Raw genomic sequence first — 22285 nt, 5'->3', positions numbered from 1 at the left:
TATTCGTAGCGGACCCGCCGGGAGGGTTTTCGGGCGCAAGGCAGCGCCACCACGACCACGCACATGGCGACCAGCGCCAGTCCCAGGAACTCGAAAACCAACAGATCCACGGCAAAACCCCTCAGAAACATTGCTAAACTTGTCTGGGGCGAATTGAGGGTCTGTTAATTCTCGTGGTTACCGGCGGCGGGCCGGGCCGGATGGTGGACGCGGGGTTAATGGGACTTCGATCACGTCATGAGCTTCGGCAGGGCGGCGGCGAGCACGTCCACGGCGACGCGGACCTTTGGCGGCATCCGGGGCGAACGCGGCCACAGCGCGTGGCAGTCGTAGAGGAATTCGGGTTGGCCTCCGAAAAGACAGACCAGCGATCCGGTGTTGAGCCGTTCGCGAACCAGCCAATAGGGCAACCATGCGAGCCCCATGCCCTGCGCGGCGGCATCGGCGATCGCCTCCATATCATCAAGCCTCAACCTGCCGGCCGGCATGATTTCGCGCGTAGGCTGGTCTGCTTGCGGAAACAGCCACGGCCGGACGCGTCCGGAGCGGCGATAGATGATCGCCTGATGCTGGGCGAGATCGTCGAGCGATTTCGGCTTGCCGTTGGTGCGCAGATACGAGCGCGCGCCGCAGACCACCATGCGCTGGCGTGCGATGCGCCGGGCGATCAGGCCGGATTGATCGTCAAGATCGCCGGTCCGGATCGCAAGATCATAGCGGGCCTCGATGATGTCAGCGATCGGGTCGCCGAACGAGAGATCGAGCTCCAGATGCGGATATCTTCGCGCGAGCTTCATCAGCAAGGGGGCGATGCAGTGCCGGCCCAGCAGGGCGGGCATGGTCACGCGGAGCCGGCCATGCGGCTCGGAGAACTCGTCCGAAGCGACGGCGTCGGCGGCCTCGGCTTCAGCGAGCACAGTGCGGCAGCGCTCGTAATAGGCCTGGCCAGTCTCGGTCAGGCTCTGGCGCCGTGTGGTGCGGTTGAGGAGGCGGACGCCCAAGCGCTCTTCGAGGAAACGGACGTGCTTGCCGACCATTGGCCCCGACATTTCGAGCGCGTCGGCGGCAGCGGCGAACGAACCCACATCAACCGCCTTGACGAAGACGGCCATGCTGGTCAGACGGTCCATGATTGCAAACTCCTGGTTTCGACTGTTTGCCCATCTGAACGCTTTATCCGCTACCGCGCGGTGGGCATAGCTCCATTCAATTCAACTGTTTGGAGTGTGTCCAATGGCGCGCGTCGTTCGCTTCCACAGGCATGGCGGCCCCGAGGTGCTGCGCATCGAGACCGTCGACGTCGCGCCGCCAGGGAGGCGCGAGGTGCAGATCAGGGTCAAGGCCCTCGGGCTCAATCGCGCGGAAGCGCTCTTGCGGACGGGGACTTATATCGAGACCGCAACGTTTCCGTCCGGGCTTGGTCTCGAGGCCGCGGGCATCGTCGAGGCGATCGGCGAGGGCGTGAGCGGCTTTTCGCCGGGCGAGGCCGTCAGCATCGTGCCGCCCGTGTCGATGGTGCGATGGCCGGCCTATGGCGAGCTCGTCACGTTTCCGGCCGAGTTCGTCGTGAAGCACCCGCCCGAGCTCGGCTTCGACGCGGCGGCCGCGGTATGGATGCAATATCTCACGGCGTTCGGCGCTCTGGTCGATATTGCCGGGCTGGAGCGAGGGGAGGCCGTGGTTATCACGGCGGCGTCGAGCAGTGTCGGGCTGGCAGCGATTCAGATCGCGAACCGGATCGGTGCGATCCCGATTGCAGTGACGCGAACCTCGATCAAGCGGCAGGCCTTGCGCGATGCTGGCGCCGCCGACGTCATCGCGTCGGTGGAAGAGGACATCCGGTCGCGCCTCGCGGACATTGTCGGCTCAAACGGCGTTCGCGTGGTGTTCGACGCGGTCGGCGGCCCCATATTTGAGCGGCTCACTGCCGCGATGTCGCCGGGTGGCGTTCTCATCGAATATGGCGGCCTGAGCCCCGAGCCCACGCCGTTTCCGCTGGTCAACGTCCTGACCAAGAGCCTCACCCTGCGCGGCTACCTCGTGCACGAGATCATTCGCGATTCCACACGGCTTGCGGCGGCAAAGGCGTTCATTCTCGATGGGCTTGCGGACGGTGCGTTGAAGCCGATCATCGCCAGGACGTTTCCATTCGAAGAGATCGTCGAGGCGCATCGCTTTCTGGAGTCGAACAATCAGTTCGGCAAGATCGTGGTGACGATCTAAGCGCGCATCCCCGAAACGCATTCGACGCCCCGCATGACGGAGCGCCGAAGCTTGTTTTGCCGATGTCGCCAGCCCTACGGCAGCTTCAGCGACGTCTCCGCGTTGTACGGCTTGAGGGTCTCGTCGGCGGCCTTCTGGGCGGCGACAAGGGCCTCCTTCGGCTGCTTCTTGCCGTTGAGGACCAGCATCACCTCGTCCTCCAGCGTCTTGCGCACCGGGACGGTCTTGTAGGTCGCAAACCACGGTTTTGCGACGTCGAGCTGCTCGACGGCGGTCTTGGCGTCCGGGTTCTTGTTCAGGAAGTCGACCATGTCGGGCGTCTTGTAGGCGGCCATGTTGGGGGCGAAATAGCCGGTGGCGCGGCTCCACCAGCCGCTCTTCTCGGGCGAGGTCATCCACTTGATCAGCGTCCAGGCGGCCTTCTGCTTGTCGGCTTCCTGGCCGGCCGGAACGATCAGCGAGGCGCCGCCGATCGGCACGGCGTTGCGGACGTTGCGCGGGATGAAGGCGACCTTGTAGGCGAACTTGGCGTTGTCACGCACATAGGTCAGCGAGCCCGTCGAGAGCATCATCATCGCGGCGTTGCCGGAGATGAAGGAGGTGCTGACGGCAGGGCCGGGCGTCGCGCCGGGCGGGTGAACCTTGTGCTTGGTGACAAGGTCGCTCCACCAGGTCAGCGCGCCCAGCATCGAGGGCGTGTCGTAATAGACCTCGCCACCGAACTCCTCGTTGTAGTAGCGCCCGCCATTGGTCATGGTGAGCGTTTCCATCATCCAGCCGCAATAGTCATAGGCGCAGGGGATCGCGATGCCCCAGCGGGTGACCTTGTCGCCCTCGCGCTTGGTGACCTTCTTGGCCCAGTCGGTGAGCTCCGCCCAGGTCTGCGGCGGCTTGTTCGGATCGAGGCCGGCTTCCTTGGCCTGGTCGGCGTTGATGTAGAGCAGCGGCGTCGAATTGTGGAAGGGCACGCCATACACCGAACGGTTGATCACTGCGTTGCCCTGCAGCGCCGGGAAGAACTGGCCCAGAAACTGCTCCTTGGTGGTGCCGTCGGCGGCGATCAGGCTGTCGAGATTGGTGAGCTCGTTCTCGATCTGCATGTCGAGCAGGAAGTTCGCCGACATGATCACGGCAGCCGGCGGCTTGCCGGCCTTGATCGAGGCGCGCGTCTTGATCAGCGTGTCATCGTAAGAGCCGGTGTAGACGGCTGTCGCCTTGATGTTCGGATGTCCCTCGTTGAACTCCTTGATCAGGGTGCCCATGTCGCGGGCGAGCTTGCCATCGACGGGAACGGGGAAGAACAGGTCGATCTCGGTCGGACCTTCGGCGAGCGCCGGGAAGGCGAGGGCGCCTGCCAAAGTGCCTGCGGTGGCAAGGCCAAGCATGAGCCTGCGGGAAAACAGCATCGAGAAATCTCCTATTTGATGCCAGAGGTGACGAAAGAGCTGATGAAGCGTTTCTGGAAGATCAGGAATGTGATGAGCAGCGGTGCGATCACCATCAGCGTGCCGGCGGCGATGGTGCCCCAGGCCTGCGTGCCTTCCGCGGTCGCGGTGAACACCGAGAGCCCGACCGTGAGCGGCCGCTTGTCCGGCGAGTTGATCACCATCAGAGGCCATAGGAAGTCGTTCCAATGGCTGGTCACGGAGATGATGGCAAAGGCCGAGAAGCTCGGCATCGACAGCGGCACGTAGATGTGGCGGATGCGCTGGAGAAGGCTGGCGCCGTCGATCAGCGCGGCATCTTCCAGCTCGGTCGGTATAGCCTCGAACGCTTGCCGCATCAGGAATGTGCCGAAGGCGGAGGCGAAGAACGGCATCATCACGCCGGTGAGCGTGTCGTAGAGGCCGAGCTGCGCCACCAAGCTCAGATTGGGCACGATCAGCAGCACCGGCACCAGCATCAGCTGCATCAGGAACAGATAGAAGATCAGCGTCTTGCCCGCGAAGGCGAGGCGCGCAAAGGCAAAGCCCGCCAGCGTGATCGTGACGAACTGCACCAGGAGGATGCCGGCGCAGATGATCATGGTGTTGAGGGTGTAGCGCGGGAAATCGCCGATCTCCCAGGCGTCCCTGACGTTGTCGAGCGTCGGCTTCAGGCTCGGCATCAGCTCGGCCATCAGATTGATGCCGTCGGATGCCGGGCGCAACGTCGCAACGCCCATCCACAGGAACGGAATCAGCCAGACGACCGCGAGCAGCACGGTCAGCGCGAAGCCGAGCTTTGGCGTGATCTCGCGCCGCGTGGCGAGCGGGGCGTCCTTGAGCAGCCAGTCGATCAGCGTCATCGTCCGCCCTCCCGGTTCGCCATGGTGCGGAACGAGAGCGCGGTGAGGCTCATCAGGGCGGCGAGCGTCAGCAGCGTTGCCGCCGAAGCCTTGCCAATGTCGTAATGCTCGACCGCCTGCTGGTAGATGTAGAACAGCACGAGATTGGTCGCGTTGGATGGCCCGCCCTTGGTCATGACGAAGACGTGGTCGACCTGCGTGACCGCGTTGAGCGTGGCGATGACAGTCACGAACAGGAAGGTGGGCTTGAGCTCCGGCAGGATGATATGGCGCAGACGCTGGTACGGCCCGGCGCCGTCGAGATGCGCGGCTTCCATGACATCTTCCGGCACCGCCTGGAGGCCGGCCAGGAAGAACAGCATGTAGTAGCCGGCGTTCTTCCAGATCGTGATGACCATGATGGCGTAAAGCGCAATGTCGGAATCGCCGAGCCAGTTCGGCAGCACCGGAAGCAGGCTGCCGATGTAATAGTCGAGCAGCCCGACATTGGGCAGGAAGATGAACAGGAACAGCGCGGAGGCCGCGACCATCGGGATCAGCACCGGCAGGAACAGCGCGGCGCGCAGCGCGCTGGTCACGGCGCTGGTGCGCGACAGCGCCAGCGCGAACAGCAGTGCGAGGCCGATGCTCGGGACCGCGGTGCCGACGGCATAGACGAGATTGTTGACGACCGCGCCGGTGAAGGCGGAGTCCGCAAGCACCGCTGCGATATTGTCGAGACCGACGAAACGGACCGGCGCCCTGGGCGTGGCGCGCTGATAGAGCGCGTCGACGAGCACGCGGCCCATTGCACCATAGGTGAACAGCGCGAGGAAGACGAGCGAGGGCAGCAGCAGCAGATAGGCCGGCAGCGAGGCTTTGAAGCCGGTCGTGAACCGCTTCAGGATGTGCAACCGCGGCGATGCTGATGTCGTGACCGGGAGCGCCGCTGGTTCGGCGAGGCTCATCTCACCGCGCCGCGAAATTGAGCGCATAGTCGCGATCGTTCATTCCCTCAGGCGCCGCAAAGGGAAAACGCAGACTGGTGTCGAGGAAGTCGTGGCTGTGCACGACCAAATTCTCCCCGTCGATCAGCACCACGCCATAGGCGGGCGGCTCGTGGCTGGCCAGATGCTCGGTGATGGTGGCGTCAAGCTCGAACCAGACCTGGTGGTTGGTGCCGCGGAGCGTCGAGAAGGGGATCTTGCCGTAGCTGCCGAAGATCGGGCGGTGCACATGGCCGAAGAAGAGATGGCGGATGCGCGCACGATAGGGCGCGATCACCTCGGCGAATTCCGCGCTCTGCTTCAGTGCGATCTCGTCCATCGCGTGGACGCCGACCGGGAACGGCGGATGATGCATGAACACGACGAACGGCATGTCGGCCGGCGCCGCGGCGAGCGTGTTGGCAAGCCAGCCAAGGCGTTTTGCGCACATCTCGCCGGCATGGCTGGTCTCGTCCAGCGTGTCGAGGAACACGAACAGGCCGTGCTCGGTGGTGCGCGTGCCCTGCACGAAGCCGTTGGGATCGCGCGGCGCGGCCTTCAGGCCGTCGAGGCAGGCCACGCGCTTGTCGTGATTGCCGACCATGGCGATGTAAGGGATCTTCAGCGCGGCCATCGCCTCGGCGAAATTGGCGTAGGATTCAGCCTCGCCCCAATGGGTGAGATCGCCGGTCACGACCGCAAACGCGGCATCGGGCTGGTGCTCGTTGATATCGGCAATCGCCGCATCCAGCCGGGCGCGCGGATCGAGGCCATAGAGCTTCAGCCCGGGATTCGCGAGATGCGTGTCGGTGATGTGGATGAACTTGAAGGGCATGGCGCTTGTCAGGACCGTTGGAGGGCGGGCGCCTCCGGCAGGACGACCCTGCCAGGCCGTTAGAGTGGGAGTGTTTCAGTTTGATGACAGCGGTTCCAGCGTCCACAGACAGCGCGGCGTAGCCGGTTGCGTAGGGTGGATTAGCCGAAGGCGTAATCCACCACTGTGATCCAACTTCAAGTTGTGCTATTCATGATCCATGTCCAACTACCGCCGCGCACTCATTCCCGGAGGATGCTGGTTCTTCACCGTAAACCTGCTCGATCGGCGGAAAGCTCTTTTGACCAACCAGATCGAAATCTTGCGGGACGCGGTCGCCGCAACCCGCGAGAGTCATCCCTTCGAGATCGATGCTTTCGTCGTTCTACCGGATCATCTCCACGCAATCTGGAAGCTGCCACCAGACGATGCGAATTTTTCGGTGCGCTGGCGATTAATCAAAACGCGTTTCGCCAAAGCGCTACCAGCGAACGAGCGTCTAAGTGCCATCCGCGCCGCACGGAACGAGCGCGGAATCTGGCAGCGCCGCTTCTGGGAGCATCTCATCCGCGACGAGACCGATTACGCACGTCACGTCGAGTACTGCTACTACAATCCCGTCAAGCACGGGCACGTCTCTAAGGTGTGCGACTGGCCGTACTCGTCGTTTCATCGCGATGTCCGCGCGGGATTGTTCCCCGAAGATTGGGGTGGCGATCTCAAGATGGCGGGCGAGTTCGGTGAGCGGGCTTGATGGTCGCGGCAGCGTCAGTCTGTAGGGTTGGATTAACGAAGCGTAATCCACCTCTTTACTTTCCGCTTGTTGAGAGAAGTGGTGGATTACGCCTTCGGCTAATCCACCCTACGCACCGGGCGTGGTTCACGTTCCGCAGAACGTCTGCAACACCCGTTGGTCCGGCAGCGGCGGATCGGCGTACGCCGCGTACTCGGGCTGGTCCTCAAACGGCTTGGCCAGCACCTTCACCAATTCCTCGAATGGTGCGTAGTCGTCATCGTTCACGGCGGCCTGGATGACAGCCTCGACACGGTGGTTGCGCGGGACGAACATCGAATTGACCGCGTGCATGGCGGCCTGCCGCTCGGCTGCAGACTGCGACTCCAGGCCGGTGCGCTCGCGCCAGCGCTTGGCCCATTCGTCGAAGGCCGCAGGATCCATGAACTGCGCGCGAACGTCGTCAGTGGCCTCATCGCCCGCTGCATTGCCCAGCTTGCGGAAGGTGAGGGTGAAGTCGGCCTGGTTCTTCGCCATGGCATCCAGCAGGTCCTGGATCAGCGCCTCGTCGCCGTCGCGCTCGGTGAACAGGCCGACCTTCCGGCGCAGACCGGCCTGATAGGCGGTGCTGAATGTCTCGGGGAATGCGCCGAGAATCTCTTGCGCCTGCTCGACCGCCTTCTCCTGGTCCTCGGAGAACAGCGGCAACAGGCATTCGGCGAGCCGGGTCAGATTCCACAGCGCGATGCGCGGCTGGTTGGCATAGGCGTAGCGGCCCATCTCGTCGATCGAGGAAAACACCTGCGCGGGATTGTAGGCGTCCATGAAGGCGCAGGGACCGTAGTCGATGGTCTCGCCCGAGATCGAAGAGTTGTCGGTGTTCATCACGCCGTGGATGAAGCCGACCAGCAGCCAGCGCGCGACGAGATCGGCCTGGCGCGCGACGACGCCGGCGAGCAGCGCGTGATAGGGGCGCGTCGCGCTGAGCAGCTCCGGATAGTGGCGGGCAATGACGTGGTCGGCGAGCCGGCGGATCGCGTCGGTGTCGCGGCGGACTGCGAAGAACTGGAAGGTGCCGACGCGGATGTGGCTCGAGGCGACGCGCGTCAGAACCGCGCCGGGCAGCGCGGTCTCTCGGATGACGTGCTCGCCGGTAACGACGGCGGCGAGCGAGCGCGTGGTCGGGATGCCCAGCGCGTACATCGCTTCGCTGACGATGTACTCGCGCAGCACCGGCCCGAGCGCGGCGCGGCCGTCGCCGCGGCGGGAGAACGGGGTGGGGCCCGAGCCCTTGAGCTGGATGTCGCGGCGAACGCCGTCCTTGTCGATGACCTCGCCGAGCAGGACCGCTCGGCCGTCGCCGAGCTGCGGGACGAACTGCCCGAACTGGTGGCCGGCATAGGCCATGGCGATGGGATCGGCACCGGCGGGAACTGTCTTTCCGGCCAGGATCTCGGCGCCCTCAGGGGTCTCCAGCACATCAGGATCGAGCCCGAGCTGGACCGCCAGCGGCCGGTTCAGCTTGATCAGCCGGGGGGCCGCGACAGGGGTCGGTGCGACCCGGGCGAAGAAGCTGTCCGGCAGGGCCGAATAGGAGTTCTGGAACGGGAAATGGACTGTCATGGCGTCAAGATAGGCGTGGAACGCCTGATGGCAAAGGCTTCAGCCAAGATTGGGCAAAAATGGGTACTTCCAGCCGAAAACAGGCCGTTCCCTTGGTTGCCGCCTTGGTCCTCCCGAGGTAAACCCTGCCGCAACTTCGGACCGGCCGTTTTCGGCGGTCCGATTCGATCCTCCGACATTGATTTTGGGACGACCATGCATCGCTACCGGTCACATACATGCGGCGCGCTCCGCGAGAACAACATCGGCGAGGCGGTCCGCCTTTCAGGCTGGGTCCATCGCGTTCGCGACCATGGCGGCGTGCTGTTCATCGACCTGCGCGACCATTACGGCCTGACCCAGTGCGTGGTCGACCCGGACTCGCCGGCGTTCGCGCAGGCCGAAAAGCTGCGCTCGGAATTCGTGGTGCGGATGGACGGCAAGGCCCGGCGCCGCCCCGAGGGCACCGACAATGACGATTTGCCGACCGGCAAGATCGAGATCTATGTCAGCGAGATCGAGGTGCTGGGTCCGGCCGGCGACCTGCCGCTGCCGGTGTTCGGCGAGCAGGAATATCCCGAGGACATCCGCCTGAAGTACCGCTTCCTCGATTTGCGCCGCGAGAAGCTGCACCAGAACATCATGACCCGCGTCGAAATCATCAAGTCGATGCGTCGGCGCATGGAGGGGCAGGGCTTCTTCGAGTTCAACACCCCGATCCTGACCGCGTCCTCGCCGGAGGGCGCGCGCGACTTCCTGGTGCCGTCGCGCATCCATCCGGGAAAATTCTACGCGCTGCCGCAGGCGCCGCAGCAGTACAAGCAGCTCTTGATGATGTCGGGCTTCGATCGCTACTTCCAGATCGCGCCCTGCTTCCGCGACGAGGACCCGCGCGCGGACCGTCTGCCGGGCGAGTTCTACCAGCTCGACGTCGAGATGAGCTTCGTCACGCAGGAGGACGTGTTCGCGGCGATGGAGCCCGTCATCACCGGCGTGTTCGAGGAGTTTGCCAAGGGCAAGCCGGTGACAAAAGGCTGGCGCCGGATTCCGTTCGCCGAAGCGCTGCGCAAATACGGCAGCGACAAGCCGGACCTGCGCAACCCTATCGAGATGCAGGACGTCTCCGAACACTTCCGCGGCTCCGGTTTCAAGGTGTTCGCGCGCATGCTCGAAGACCCCGGGAACCAGGTGTGGGCGATCCCGGCGCCGGGCGGCGGCTCGCGCGCCTTCTGTGACCGCATGAATTCATGGGCGCAGGGCGAAGGCCAGCCGGGCCTCGGCTACATCATGTGGCGCGAGGGCGGCGAAGGCGCAGGTCCGCTCGCGAACAACATCGGGCCTGAGCGCACCGCCGCGATCCGCGCACAGATCGGCGTGAAGGAGGGCGATGCCGCGTTCTTCGTCGCCGGCGATCCCGACAAGTTCTGGAAGTTTTCAGGCCTTGCCCGCAACAAGGTCGGCGAGGAGTTGAACCTCACCGACAAGGAGCGGTTCGAACTCGCCTGGATCGTCGACTTCCCGATGTACGAGTACAACGACGAGGACAAGAAGGTCGACTTCTCGCACAACCCGTTCTCGATGCCGCAGGGCGGTCTCGATGCGTTGAAGGGCCAGGATCCGCTGACCATCAAGGCGTTCCAGTACGACATCACCTGCAATGGCTACGAGATCGCCTCGGGCGGTATCCGCAACCACGTGCCGGAAGCAATGGTGAAGGCGTTCGAGATCGCCGGCTATGGCGAGCAGGAAGTGGTTGATCGCTTCGGCGGCATGTACCGCGCGTTCCAGTATGGCGCGCCGCCGCATGGCGGCATGGCGGCCGGTGTCGACCGCATCGTGATGCTCCTGTGCGGCACCAACAATCTGCGCGAGATCTCGCTGTTCCCGATGAACCAGCAGGCCATGGACCTGCTGATGGGCGCGCCCTCGGACGCCACCACCAAGCAGCTTCGCGAGCTGCATGTGAAGGTGAACCTGCCGCAGAAGTGAGGCTCGCGCGGGAAGATGTCCGTGCCCCGGACGCAGCGCAGCACCATAAGCGCGTTCACGCGCGTCTTCGACGCGCTATGGTGATGCGCTGCTGAGCCGGGGCCCACATATCAGCGAGCAGCAAGCTTCTGGGTCCCGGCTCTGCGCAGCAGCGTCACACGCTCAGCGCGTCCGGGACACGAGATCGATCCCTTACAGCCCCGTCGACGCCTCGATCCGGAACTGCGCCAGCGCGACGATCGGTTCGTTGCTCAGGACATCCATGAGCTGAAGCACCGGCAGCTTGCCAAGCGGTGTCAGCTTGATCGAGAGCGTCTGACCTGAGGTCTCGACGAAGCCGGCGAGCGCATCCACCGCCACCCGGGCATCGAGGTTGGAGGCCGCGATCTTCTCGCCGTGCGCCCGGATCATCTCGACGATGGCGCTGCGCGCGGCGTCGCGGCTGACGTTCTGGATGCGCGAGAATTGCGCCACGACGAGATCGACGACGCCGCTGTCGCGCAAGGAGAGCTCGATCGCGCCGGTCTCGATCTGGGCCGCCTGATCCATGGCCTGCACAAGATCGGTCGTGAACATGCCGCGCGGCACATTGGCGAACGCGAGGCGGGCCTGCGCCCTCGCGAGATTGCCGAGATCGATCGTGGCTGGCGCAAGCGCGAACGCGCCCGACGACTCCGTCCAGGCCGCACCGAGATCGAGGTCGATCGCGAGCTTGTCGACGCCCGCCATGATCAGCGGCCGCTGCGCCGGACTGGAGGGATCGGTGGGCGTGACCATCTTGACGACCAGATTGGCCTTGCTCGGGAACGATCCGACCAGTTGGCCCCAGTTCAGGCTAATCGTATCAATGGTGACGAGCTGCCGCGTGTTCTTGAAAGGCGAGACCACGCCCTTGATCTCAGCGCCTTCGAGCACCCGGAACAGACCCAGCATCTGCTCCGGTGAGGGCGTCTGTCCGGGATTGCTGAGGCCCGCCCCCAAGCGCATCAGGTTTGCCGCGCTGAACGACTTCAGCGCGAAGCGCTCCATCTTGAACCGCCCCTGCGGGGTCGGCGTATCGACGCCCTCGATCGCGAATTCGCCCTCGCGGTATCTGATCGCATTGATCCTGGCCGTCCCTTGCGGCGTCGTCATCGACGTCTTGCCGATCTCGATCCTGCCGAACCGAAGGCCTTCATAGTAGCCGGCCAGCTTCTCCATCATCTCTCGTGCCTGTGCCGGCGCTTGAACGACCGACGGGTCCTGCGGTAGCGCGGCAAGCATCTCGCCCATCCGGAACTTTGACGGCTGCATGCCGACATCATCGATGGCGAAGCCGTCGATCTGGAGGCGCATGCCATCGAGGGTGACGATGTAAGGCCCTGACGAAATCTGTCGGTAGATCTGATGATAGCTGGCGTCATTCGCCTTCTCGGGATCGAGCGTGGCGAGCATGCCGCCTGCATCGAAATCGTTCATGACGAAATTCGACATTTCTACCGTGAGCTTGTCGGACTTGCCCGGCTGGGGCAGCTTGAACGTGGAGGTGAACAGATCCGCTTTGGTCGCCTCGACCTTGCCGCGTCTCAGGTTTTTCATCACCAGGCCGGAATAGGCGAAATCGCCGCCGCCTGGATTGGCCGTACCGGGCTTGCCGTCGACGGTGACGGTGATCGTCGGTACCTCGATCGACGACGCCGTGACGCCGCTGAACTGTTCGATGCCAAATCGATACAGCTCGGTGATGGCGTTCGAGGCCGGCAGGCGCTGGGCACGAATCGCCCCGGCGTAGTCCCTTATGGTGGCCTGCGGGATATTGTAGGCGGTCTTGACTTGCGAGGAGCCGACCGAACTGTCGATTGCGAATTCGATCCCCGAGACCTCGATGGCATCGGCCGAGAAGGTCACGTCGTCGATCTGGCGCACGCCGATCGCCTTGACGCCGGCAATCCTGGCCGGCAGTTGCGACGGCTGGCCCGGCTCAACGGCGATGTCTTTGATCGTGAGGGTGCGCGTCGGCAGATCGAACTCGATCTTGCCATGGCTTGCCTTGCCGCCACCGGCGCGAACCTGGTCGAACGTGGCCTCCACCTCGGCGATGGCGCGGCGCTGGGCGTAGAGGTTGACGCCGAACCATCCGCCCGCCGCGAGCACGGCTGCCACGATCAGGCCGATCAGGATACGCTTCATTCCCAGCTCCAGTTGCTCGTTTTGCACTGCGCAACCTGCCATATTCGCAAAGCGCCGTGTGGTCCAGGGAAAGCTAGCGCTATCAGACATTTGACTACCCGCCCTGTTGATGGAGCAGCAATCGGATGTTGCCACCGGGCCGCCGGCCGTGCTTCATCCCGTTTCCACGACCCGGAAATACCGCCCGCTTCGGGCGGCCGCTCCGGATGATGCATTTTGAGGCCGGTAACGCGAGGCGAGACACCGCATGTCGTCTTATTCCGATGATCTCCACCAGGCGGCGCTGGCCTATCACCGTCTGCCGCGCCCCGGAAAGCTCGAGATCCAGGCAAGCAAGCCGCTTGCCAACCAGCGCGACCTCGCGCTTGCCTATTCTCCGGGCGTCGCCGCCGCCTGCATGGAGATCGCCAAGAACCCGGCGGAAGCGGCGACGCTGACGATCCGCTCCAATCTGGTCGCCGTGGTCTCGAACGGCACCGCCGTGCTCGGCCTCGGCAATATCGGCCCGCTGGCTTCGAAGCCGGTGATGGAGGGCAAGGCGGTCCTGTTCAAGAAATTCGCCGGCATCGACGTGTTCGACATCGAGATCGCCGCCGACACCATCGATCGCGTGGTCGAGACCGTGGCGGCGCTCGAGCCGACCTTCGGCGGCATCAATCTCGAGGACATCCGCGGACCGGAATGCTTCGAGATCGAGGCGCAGCTCAAGGAGCGCATGAAGATCCCGGTCTTCCACGACGACCAGCACGGCACCGCGATCATCGTTGCAGCCGCCATCACCAATGGGCTGCGGCTGAACGGCAAGAAACTGTCGGACGTCAAGATCGTGGCATCGGGGGCAGGGGCCGCAGCGATCGCGACACTGAACCTGCTGGTGTCGATGGGCGCGCAGCGCAAGAACATCTGGGTCTGCGACATCGACGGCCTCGTTCACGAAGGTCGCAACACCACGATGGACCGCTGGAAGGCGGTCTATGCGCAGAAGACCGACAAGCGCACGCTGGCTGACGTCATCGGCGGCGCCGACATCTTCGTCGGCCTCTCTGCACCGGGCGTGCTCAAGCCCGAGATGGCCAAGGCGATGGGCGACAAGCCGCTGATCATGGCGCTCGCGAATCCGACGCCGGAGATCATGCCGGAGGAGGCACGCAAAGCGCGCCCCGACGCCATGATCTGCACCGGGCGCTCCGACTATCCGAACCAGGTCAACAACGTCCTGTGCTTTCCCTTCATCTTCCGCGGCGCGCTCGATGTCGGCGCCACCGCGATCAACGAAGAGATGAAGCACGCAGCCGTGGAGGCCATCGCACAGCTCGCGCGCGAGGCACCGTCCGATGCGGTCGCGCAAGGCTTTGACACCGGCGAGACGCAAGGTTTCGGCCCGGGCTCGCTGATCCCGAGTCCCTTTGATCCACGGTTGATCCTGCGCATCGCGCCGGCGGTGGCGAAGGCCGCGATGGAATCGGGCGTTGCGACCCGGCCCATCACCAATTTCGACGAGTACACCGCGCTGCTCGAGCGCTTCGCCTTCCGCTCCGGCCTCGTCATGAAGCCGATGTTCGCCAAGGCCAAGACCCAGCCGGTGCGCGTGATCTACGCCGAAGGCGAGGACGAGCGCGTGCTGCGCGCGACCCAGGTGGTGCTGGAAGAGAAGCTGGCGACGCCAATCCTGGTCGGACGCCCGTCGGTGGTCGAGGCGCGCATCAAGCGCTTCGGCCTGTCGATCAAGGCCGGCAAGGATTTTGACCTCGTCAATCCCGAGGACGATCCGCGCTACCGCTCCTATGTGCAGTCCTATGTCGAGGTCGCCGGCCGCCGTGGCGTAACGCCGGATGCGGCGCGCACGGTGGTGCGCACCAACAACACTGTCATCGCGGCGCTCGCGGTGGTGCGCGGAGAGGCGGACGCCATGCTCTGCGGCGTCGAAGGCCGCTACATGAGCCATCTGCGCCATGTCCGCGAGATCGTCGGATTCACGCCGGGGATCAGCGACTATGCGGCGCTGGCGCTGCTGATCACGAGCAAGGGCGCCTTCTTCATCGCCGATACCCAGGTGCGGCCCAATCCGAGCGCCGAAGAGCTTGCCGAGATCGCCTCGCTCGCGGCGGTCCACGTCCAGCGCTTCAACATCAAGCCGAAGATCGCCTTCGTCTCGCATTCGGATTTCGGCAGCTATGACACGGAATCGTCACGCAAGATGCGGCGGGCAACCCAGCTCCTGAAGGAGAAGCATCCGGAGCTCGAGGCCGACGGCGAGATGCAGGGCGATACTGCACTTTCAGCTGCTGCGCGGAAAATGGTGCTGCCGCACTCCAAGCTCGAGGGCGAGGCCAACATCATGATCATGCCGAGCCTTGACACCGCCAACGTCGCCTATCAGATGATCAAGTCGCTCGCGGACGCGCTCCCCGTCGGCCCGATCCTGATCGGCCCGGCGCGCCCGGCCCACATCCTCACCCCGTCGGTGACGGCACGCGGAATCCTCAACATGACCGCGGTGGCGGTGGTCGAAGCGCAGGAGCGCGCGGCCCGGCAGCAGCCGACGTTGTTTACGTAAGGATCGACGTTCCGCGAACTCGTCATGCCGGGACAGCCGTGGCCCAAGCCCGGCTATGACGTTGCGAGGGTGGGGGGACGAACTCTTCACCCTCGGTTCGATTCCGCTAGGGAGCGCCAGCGCACCGTGCGTTCCGCTGGTTTTGAATTACTCGCGGTTTCTCATTCCCCGTTTGTAAACCGCAAGCGGACTCTTCATAATCCCCTCATGCGTTCCGTGCTTTAGCGCTTTGCCAAGAGGCCGACCATGCCAGCGTTCGTGACTTTCGGGCGAATCCTGTTCGCCGTGCTGTTCATCTACACGGGCGCGGCAAGACTGTTTGCCATGCAGGCGACAGTTGATCTCATCGCTGCCAAGGTCGTGGTGCCCGACATGATCGCGCCTTACGCCAAGCAGATCGAGACGGCGACGGCCATGACCACGCCGCAACTGCTGGCGATCGCGGGCGGCGGGCTCGAGATCATCGCGGGGGTGATGATCGCGCTGAACTTCGGCGCGCGCTTCTTCGCGATGCTGATGATCATCTACGTCGCGGTCGCGACCTTCCTGTTCTACGACTTCTGGAACCAGGCGGCGCCCGACAACGCCAAGATGCTGGTCGACGCGCTCAAGAACCTGTCGATCATCGGCGCGCTGTTCATGATCATGGGCTACGGCCGCGCCACGCGTCCGGCCGAGGCGGCCTACGGGGACGTGTAGGGCTAAACCACCCTACGTCCTGCGCCACGGCGTCACCGTCACCCCATGCGCGGCGTCGAGAAGATACGGCGCGCCCGGCTTCATCCCGTGTGAGGCCAGCACCTCGTGCGGCGTCCGCTCCGGTACATCCACAAAACAGCCTTCGCCGCCGGGCAGCCGCAGATGCGGGGCTTGCGACAGCCAGAACGTGTCGTAGCGGTCCATGAACATGTCGAACACGACGGGACCGCCGATGATTGCGACGGTGCCGGAGGCGACATCGGCGAAGGCGCAGGCGTCCTCGAGGCTCGCGTGATCCGGATTCCATAATGTCGCGTTCGGCATCTCGGGATCGACGGTCAGCGCCTTGATTTTGCGGGTCAGGATCAACCGCTTGCGCTTGGGTGAATTCGGCTGCTGCTCATGCGAGTGCCGGCCGTGCACGATCAGCGCGGCGCGATCGAGCGCCTGCTCGAAGAACAGCTTGTCGCCTTCGAACTTCAGGCTGTCGGGCATGACATGCGCCGCGTCCGCGAGCATGCCGTCCGCGGAGATGATGACGTAGCCTTCGATGCAAAAGGACAATGGCGCGGCTATTCAGACACCGTCGTCACGACGCTGCTGACGGGCCGGGTGCTCACCGTTGGTAGCTTGACGTCCTTGAGCAGCTCCTGGTCGTATTCCGGCAGCGTCGAGGCCGGGAACTTGGCGCGCATCGCCACCACCTTGTAACCGCCGGCCTTCAGGCGCTTGAGCAGCTCGGGCAGGGCCTCCGCGGTGTGCTTCTGGAAGTCGTGCATCAGAATGATGCCCTTGCCCCTGTTGTCGAGCTTCTTCATCACGGTCTCGATCACCTTCTCGGGCTTCGAGGCCTTGAAGTCGAAGGAGTCGATGTCGCAGGAGAAGATCGCGGTGTTGCGGTTGCCGAGATAGGTGACCATCTCCGGCGGATGCTGGAGCGCCGGGAAGCGGAAGAACGGCGAGGGCGAGATGCCGCCGAGCGCCCATTTCACCGCGGAAAGGCCCTTCTCGATCTCTTCTTTGCGCTGCGCTTCCGTGAGCTTCTTGTTGTTGAGGTTGGCATGCGACCAGGTGTGGGTGCCCACGGTGTGGCCCGCCGCGTAGACCTGCTTCAGGATCTCCGGCTCATAGGTCGCGTGCTTGCCGATCGAGAAGAAGATGCCGGTGGTGCATTCGTCGGCGAGTGCCTTCAGCACGGCGGGTGTGTTCTTCGGCCAGGGGCCGTCGTCGAAGGTCAGCACCACCTCGTGCTCGCGCAGGAAGTCGAGCTCCTTGAAATGCTCGAAGCCGAAGCCGGGACCACCCGTGGTGTCGATCTCGACCGTGCGGGCGACGCCGAGTGCGCCCGGCGTGTTGCAGGCGGCGCGCGCCGGTTGCGGCGCTTGCTTCGGCGGGGGTGGATTGACGAAGGCGGGCTGAGCGGTTGCTGCTGCCGCGGGAGCCGCTGCTGGAGCTGCGGCGGGCGCTGCAGCTGCCGGCGTCGCCGCGGGTGCAGCCTGCGTGGCGGCTGCGGGCTTTGCGGCGGGGGTCTGCGACCATGCCGCGCCCGCCATCGCCAGAGACATTGCGCTTGCTAAAATCAGTCCTGCCGCCACACGCATGGTGTTGTCCTCGAGATTGATCCCGTTGTTTCACCGTGGCTTTTCGCGTCCGGCAAAACCATCCTGCCCTTGGGTGATCCTAGCCTAGATGGTGGGCACTCGCCATTGCAACGGCTGTTTGGCGCCCCGCCACAATTGTGCCCAACCGGATTGGGGCGTGTGACGTCAAGTGTCGGCCAGCGTCTTGGCAATCGCCGTCTTGATCCGCGTGTCGGCCGGCTCGACCGTGGATGCAAAGACATCGGCGATATAACCGTCTCGGCCGATCAGGTATTTGTGGAAGTTCCAGCGCGGAACCTCCTTCGGCCGCGCCTCTGCCGCCCATTTGTAGAACGGATGCGCCTTCGCACCGACCACAACGGCTTTGGCCGCAATCGGGAAGGTAACGCCGTATTGGTGGTGGGCGGTCTCCGAGATCTCGCTGGTACCGCCGGGCTCCTGTCCGCCAAAATCGTTGGAAGGCACGCCGATGACGGTGAGCCCGCGTTCGCGAAACTCGCTCCAGATTTCTTGCAGGCCGGCATATTGTGGCGTGTAACCGCAGAGCGAAGCGGTGTTGACCACCAGCAGCGGCCTGCCGGTGAAGGCCGCAAGGCGGATGTCGTCGCCTGATAATGCCGGGAAGGAGAAGGCGTAGGCGGAGATTCGGCTCATGCCGCCATCGGCCAGTGTACGCGTTGCCGGCGCCAGCGTGCCTGCAACGGCTGCGATGAGCATGGTCCTGCGGTTCATCATGACGGCGTCCCCCGAAATGATCCGGGCCGCATGTTACCCCGCCGGCGCGGGCGGCCTCGTCAAAACCGCGTTATCTGCCGCGGTGAAGCGCACTAGTACAAGCGGACGATGAAATCGGTGCCTTCGCCGGTCTCGCCCTGGTTGATGCCCTGATCGGAGATGATGATCGAGCCACCTGATGTCAGCATTTCGTTGATCTTCGTGATCGTGTCGGCCGGGATCGAGACGCGGTCGAGGGCCTCGGCCGGGCTGTTCGGCGTGACCACAGGCTTTGCGGCGACGGGAATCACGGCCGCGCCACGCTGGCGGCCTGTCATGCGGCCGTCATCTTCGCGCGCGGCAGAGCGGACCGACACTGGCAAGGACACCACCGACCAATGCAGCGCATTGGAATCGGCCTTGTCGACCTCGGCGGTGAAGACATGCGTGCCGAGCGGCCGATCGCTCGCGGCAATCGTGATGGGCACCTCGAACAGCGGCGCAAAGTTCTGCCGCACGTAGAGCTTGGAATCCTTGCGGCTGACGAAGACCGCGATCTGGCCGGCGCGCTTGGGTGCTTCAGGCTTTGCCGCGGGCACCGGGTCTGCTTTTGCGGGCTCAGACGTGACAGTTTCAGACGTGGCGGTTTGAGACTTCGGCGCATCTGCCGTTTCGGCCTTAGGCGTTTCTTTGGACGTCTCCGCGGCCTCGGGCTGCGCGGCGTCTCCGGCCTGGGACTTGGCCGCGTCAGCTGCCTCAGCGGTCTTGGTCTCGGGCTTTGCCGTGGTCTCGGTCTGGTCGGCTGATACCGCGGCTTCCTCGCGGGCCGGCGCATTGCCGGTGGTCACGTCCGACATCATGGTGTGGCCGACCGACGAGCGCAGCTTGAGCGCACCGTCAGCGCTGGCGGTCTTCGTTTCAACCGGCTTTGCTTCGGCGGCCCTGGTATTGGCCGCGCCCTTGTCGGCCTTGTCGTCGGCATTGGTCTGCGGCTCCAGGCTGGCCGCGGGTTGCGGCGGCACGCGCACGGAGGCGAGCAGCGGATGTGAGAAGTTCTGCGGCGACATCTGGCCGGGCGAAACGATCACGCGCGCGCCCATCCTGGTCCAGTTCCACATCTTCACCGCGAACGCCGTCGGCATGCGGATGCAGCCGTGCGAGGCCGGATAGCCCGGCAGCACGCCGGCGTGCATCGCAACGCCGGACCAGGTGATGCGCTGCATGTACGGCATCGGCGCGCCGCTATAGATGTTGGAGTGGTGGAATTTGTGCTTCTGGATGACGCTGAACACGCCCATCGGCGTCGAATGGCCCTTCATGCCGGTCGACACCGGAGATTCCGCAAACACGCCGTTGGTGTCGTAGACCGTGACCTTCTGCCGGTCGATCGAGACGACGATGACGAGCGGCCCTTGCGGCTTCGTGCCGGCTTCCCTTTCGGCGACGACCTCTTTCTTGCCTGTAGCGCTGCGCTTCTGCGGCTTCTGTCGCGGCTCCTCGGGATGCCGCTCATGGCGACCGTAGGACCCGTCGGAATAATCCGTCCAGTAATAAAACGCTGCGTCCGCCTGGCTCGCCGTACCGATCGCACCCGCCGCCGCCAAAATGGCGACCTGCCAAAGTCGCGCCGGCTTGGCAGAAAAACCAGACCCGTTCACGCTATTCATCCTCGAATCCATAATCCAAATCAGATGTTAGTCTCTCAGAGGGGATACGCGTTCACCAGCACGGCAGTTCTGCCATCAGCTACTTTTGTCTAAACCGTAGCAAAAAAGCCTCACGGAGCGGTAAACGGCGGCCGCTTGCCGGTCGTCTTCCTGATCGGTCGCGTCATGCCTACATTGCTGGGACTTCCTACCGGAGAACTTCATGTCATCTCGTTTCCCCGGTCTTTCCCGCATCCGCTTGAAAGGCCTTGCTTTATTCCTCCTGGCGCTGACCGTGCCGGCGGCGTCCGCTTCCGCCGCGGACGAGCCGGATCTGATCTTCCGCCGCTCGACCGTGTTCAAATGGGTGAGCCCGAACGACAAGCTTGCGACCTACGGCCTCGACGACCCTGAGGTCGAGGGCGTGGCCTGTCATTTCACGGTGCCGGAGAAGGGTGGCTTCAAGGGCTGGCTGGGCCTTGCCGAGGAGGTCTCGGACATCTCGCTGGCCTGCCGTCAGGTCGGCCCGATCAAGTTCAAGAACAAGATGGAGCAGGGCGACGACATGTTCCGCCAGCGCCGCTCGCTGTTCTTCAAGAAGATGCAGATCGTGCGCGGCTGTGACGCCAAGCGCAACGTGCTGGTCTACATGGTCTATTCGGACAGGCTGATCGAGGGTTCGCCGAAGAACTCGACCTCGACCGTGCCGGTCATGCCGTGGGGACCGGCGGACGCAAACGTCCAGAAGTGCGGCGAGTTCTTCACTCAGTGACGCGTTTGCGTTCACTCAGTGATGTCAGCGCGGCTGGCGCGCGGTTTTGCAAGATGCGAGCCGGTCAGCCGCACGAAGGTCTGCGGCACGGCCTCAAAGCCGCGGCTCGATTGCAGCGCCATTTCGCCAGGCGACGCGGCGCTGCTGCGAACAGATCGTTGATCCCCGCGGTCCGTTCGTTGGTCCGCATCGCGCGCCGTTGCGCGATCTTGCGCCATCATGATGGCCATTCCTCACATGAACGCACCCGGTGATCCCGGCGTCTCGGTCTCGATAGCTTGGGTCGCAGCCGAAGCGCCCCCGGTTCGACAGGGCCTAGCCTTCGTTCGGCTTCTCTTCAGCAGAAAAACGTAAAACGCATGTGAAGCGTGTGAGGCGGGATTATGACGGTGCAGCGCCCGGCGCGCGGCCGACCTCGAACGGGACCTGCCAAGCGACATTGGGCAGCCGCGCGACCCATCTGAAAAGATTGAGATTTTCCGTCGAATGTGTCGTCACCCCGAACGGGACGAAACAATTCTCACGGAGATGAAACCATTTTCCGTCTTTGGCGCATCACGCGCGAAACCGCCCATGGTTATCAACCTGACAACGACGACGGCGCACGCCGGCGACCGAATTCGGAGACAAGTCCATGCGCACGCTCAGCTTCATCCTTGCTTTCGGTGTCGTGCTCGCCGGCTCCTCGTTCGCAGGCTCGCCGGACGGCAATCTCCCGGGTATCGGCACTTTCCAGTACAGCGGCTCGCCGATCATGTTCCCGGCGCCGCAGCCGATCGTGGTCGCCGCGCGCTTCTGATCGCCAACAAGAAAAATCAGCCGATAAAGGCCATCATGCTTGTTCGTTTCTGCGCTGCGGCGTTCATATCCCTTCTGACGATCAGTGCCGCTCAGGCGCAGGTGCGCTCACCCTCCAGATTACCTGATCCCCGTACTGAGTTCGTGAGGCAATGTGCGCCGCGCATGCTCGGGCGCTGGGAGCATCCGGAGGAAGTCTGCGGCTGCCTGCATGACCATGCCGCCGCAGTCGTCGAGGATCGGGATTTGCGCGAGGCCCTGCTCCGCGGCATCAGCGAGACCGGCGTGCCGACGATCGAGACGGATTGGGTGCCGACGTCAAAGCAAGGCGAGATCGGCCCGACCTTCACCAAGATCGCCAAGCCGACCTTGCAGTGCATGTTCGATCCGGCGAAGTAGCGCTCATCGCTTTGATTTCGGACCAAACCGCGGCACGCAGGTGCTGGTCCGCGCCACGCCCTTGTCGGTCATCTTGGCGCCGCGCACTTCCTTGACCTGTCCGGCGGGGCAGGTTCCGTCATCCACTTGCACGCGCTGGCCGAGCTTGAGATCGACGATGTCCTGCTCGCGTCCGACCGTGCCTGCGCGCGCCGTCGCGGCGAGAGCGATGGAGAGCAGGAGCGAGAGGCAAGTCGCACGGCGCAGCAGCATGGTGTGAGGTCCCGGCATCGATGCCGCAATGTAGGGAGCGGCAGCCGATTCTCATAGCGAACGTT

At 64.1% G+C, this 22285-nt stretch carries 21 protein-coding genes; 8 read left to right on the top strand and 13 right to left on the bottom strand.

Going from position 1 to position 22285, the window contains the following annotated elements; all coding sequences use genetic code 11:
- Positions 1–230: 230 nt before the first annotated feature.
- Positions 231–1130: a LysR family transcriptional regulator gene (locus QCM77_RS24595; RefSeq protein ID WP_279685251.1), complete on the bottom strand. Its 900-nt coding sequence runs from the start codon at positions 1128–1130 to the stop codon at positions 231–233.
- A gap of 103 nt (positions 1131–1233) precedes the next feature.
- On the opposite strand from QCM77_RS24595, the gene QCM77_RS24590 reads away from it, so the two are divergent.
- Positions 1234–2223: a zinc-dependent alcohol dehydrogenase family protein gene (locus QCM77_RS24590; RefSeq protein WP_279666040.1), complete on the top strand. Its 990-nt coding sequence runs from the start codon at positions 1234–1236 to the stop codon at positions 2221–2223.
- 74 nt (positions 2224–2297) lie between these two features.
- Here the strand turns inward: QCM77_RS24590 and QCM77_RS24585 are convergent, their stop codons facing one another.
- Genes QCM77_RS24585 through QCM77_RS24570 form a run of 4 tightly spaced genes read right to left on the bottom strand, consistent with a single transcriptional unit; the run spans position 2298 to position 6310 of the window.
- A complete protein-coding gene (locus QCM77_RS24585; protein WP_279666039.1) occupies positions 2298–3629 on the bottom strand; it encodes an ABC transporter substrate-binding protein in 1332 nt (443 codons plus the stop codon).
- 11 nt (positions 3630–3640) lie between these two features.
- Entirely contained in the window at positions 3641–4510 is an 870-nt protein-coding gene (locus QCM77_RS24580; protein ID WP_279666037.1) for a carbohydrate ABC transporter permease, read from the bottom strand.
- On the bottom strand, positions 4507–5457 hold the full coding sequence (locus tag QCM77_RS24575; RefSeq protein ID WP_279666036.1) for a carbohydrate ABC transporter permease: 951 nt from the start codon (positions 5455–5457) through the stop codon (positions 4507–4509). The genes QCM77_RS24580 and QCM77_RS24575 overlap by 4 nt, the downstream gene beginning before the upstream one ends.
- Position 5458: 1 nt before the next feature.
- On the bottom strand, positions 5459–6310 hold the full coding sequence (locus tag QCM77_RS24570) for a phosphodiesterase (RefSeq protein WP_279666035.1): 852 nt from the start codon (positions 6308–6310) through the stop codon (positions 5459–5461).
- A 199-nt stretch (positions 6311–6509) separates the two neighbouring features.
- Here QCM77_RS24570 and QCM77_RS24565 point away from each other — a divergent pair, with 199 nt between their 5' ends.
- Positions 6510–7043, top strand: coding sequence for an REP-associated tyrosine transposase (locus tag QCM77_RS24565; protein ID WP_279666034.1), 534 nt, complete (start codon positions 6510–6512; stop codon positions 7041–7043).
- A 126-nt stretch (positions 7044–7169) separates the two neighbouring features.
- Here QCM77_RS24565 and QCM77_RS24560 read toward each other — a convergent pair whose 3' ends face one another.
- Positions 7170–8645, bottom strand: coding sequence for a protein adenylyltransferase SelO (locus QCM77_RS24560; protein ID WP_279666033.1), 1476 nt, complete (start codon positions 8643–8645; stop codon positions 7170–7172).
- A gap of 195 nt (positions 8646–8840) precedes the next feature.
- Here QCM77_RS24560 and aspS point away from each other — a divergent pair, with 195 nt between their 5' ends.
- Entirely contained in the window at positions 8841–10613 is a 1773-nt protein-coding gene (gene aspS, locus QCM77_RS24555; protein ID WP_279666032.1) for an aspartate--tRNA ligase, read from the top strand.
- 192 nt (positions 10614–10805) lie between these two features.
- Here aspS and QCM77_RS24550 read toward each other — a convergent pair whose 3' ends face one another.
- Positions 10806–12782 (bottom strand): aq_1923 C-terminal domain, encoded by a 1977-nt coding sequence (locus QCM77_RS24550; RefSeq protein WP_279666031.1) that lies wholly within the window; start codon positions 12780–12782, stop codon positions 10806–10808.
- Between the two features lie 247 nt (positions 12783–13029).
- Between QCM77_RS24550 and QCM77_RS24545 the strand changes: the two genes are divergently transcribed.
- A complete protein-coding gene (locus QCM77_RS24545; protein ID WP_279666030.1) occupies positions 13030–15339 on the top strand; it encodes an NADP-dependent malic enzyme in 2310 nt (769 codons plus the stop codon).
- 246 nt (positions 15340–15585) lie between these two features.
- Complete coding sequence (locus QCM77_RS24540) at positions 15586–16038, top strand: DoxX family protein (protein WP_279666029.1); 453 nt, start codon at positions 15586–15588, stop codon at positions 16036–16038.
- Between the two features lie 12 nt (positions 16039–16050).
- Here the strand turns inward: QCM77_RS24540 and QCM77_RS24535 are convergent, their stop codons facing one another.
- The 4 genes from QCM77_RS24535 to QCM77_RS24520 all read right to left on the bottom strand — a co-directional run bounded on the left by QCM77_RS24535 (position 16051) and on the right by QCM77_RS24520 (position 20020).
- Positions 16051–16602: a dihydrofolate reductase family protein gene (locus tag QCM77_RS24535; RefSeq protein ID WP_279666027.1), complete on the bottom strand. Its 552-nt coding sequence runs from the start codon at positions 16600–16602 to the stop codon at positions 16051–16053.
- 8 nt (positions 16603–16610) lie between these two features.
- Complete coding sequence (locus tag QCM77_RS24530; RefSeq protein WP_279666026.1) at positions 16611–17639, bottom strand: polysaccharide deacetylase family protein; 1029 nt, start codon at positions 17637–17639, stop codon at positions 16611–16613.
- A gap of 165 nt (positions 17640–17804) precedes the next feature.
- Entirely contained in the window at positions 17805–18374 is a 570-nt protein-coding gene (locus tag QCM77_RS24525) for a glutathione peroxidase (protein WP_279666025.1), read from the bottom strand.
- Between the two features lie 92 nt (positions 18375–18466).
- Complete coding sequence (locus QCM77_RS24520) at positions 18467–20020, bottom strand: L,D-transpeptidase family protein (RefSeq protein WP_279666024.1); 1554 nt, start codon at positions 20018–20020, stop codon at positions 18467–18469.
- Between the two features lie 202 nt (positions 20021–20222).
- On the opposite strand from QCM77_RS24520, the gene QCM77_RS24515 reads away from it, so the two are divergent.
- On the top strand, positions 20223–20771 hold the full coding sequence (locus QCM77_RS24515) for a CreA family protein (RefSeq protein WP_279666023.1): 549 nt from the start codon (positions 20223–20225) through the stop codon (positions 20769–20771).
- 11 nt (positions 20772–20782) lie between these two features.
- Here the strand turns inward: QCM77_RS24515 and QCM77_RS24510 are convergent, their stop codons facing one another.
- Positions 20783–20992 (bottom strand): hypothetical protein, encoded by a 210-nt coding sequence (locus QCM77_RS24510; protein ID WP_279666022.1) that lies wholly within the window; start codon positions 20990–20992, stop codon positions 20783–20785.
- 413 nt (positions 20993–21405) lie between these two features.
- On the opposite strand from QCM77_RS24510, the gene QCM77_RS24505 reads away from it, so the two are divergent.
- Together QCM77_RS24505 and QCM77_RS24500 are read left to right on the top strand one after the other, a co-directional pair.
- Positions 21406–21570 (top strand): hypothetical protein, encoded by a 165-nt coding sequence (locus tag QCM77_RS24505; RefSeq protein ID WP_279685250.1) that lies wholly within the window; start codon positions 21406–21408, stop codon positions 21568–21570.
- 35 nt (positions 21571–21605) lie between these two features.
- Complete coding sequence (locus QCM77_RS24500; RefSeq protein WP_279666020.1) at positions 21606–21968, top strand: hypothetical protein; 363 nt, start codon at positions 21606–21608, stop codon at positions 21966–21968.
- Positions 21969–21971: 3 nt separating this feature from the next.
- On the opposite strand, the gene QCM77_RS24495 is transcribed toward QCM77_RS24500, so the two are convergent.
- Complete coding sequence (locus QCM77_RS24495) at positions 21972–22220, bottom strand: DUF6719 family protein (protein WP_279666092.1); 249 nt, start codon at positions 22218–22220, stop codon at positions 21972–21974.
- Positions 22221–22285 lie beyond the last annotated feature (65 nt).

Source organism: Bradyrhizobium nivariense (assembly GCF_029846695.2).
Classification (GTDB): Bacteria; Pseudomonadota; Alphaproteobacteria; order Rhizobiales; family Xanthobacteraceae; genus Bradyrhizobium.
The sequence above is the reverse complement of the archived record's forward strand: the minus strand, read 5'-3'. Positions and strand labels throughout refer to the sequence as shown.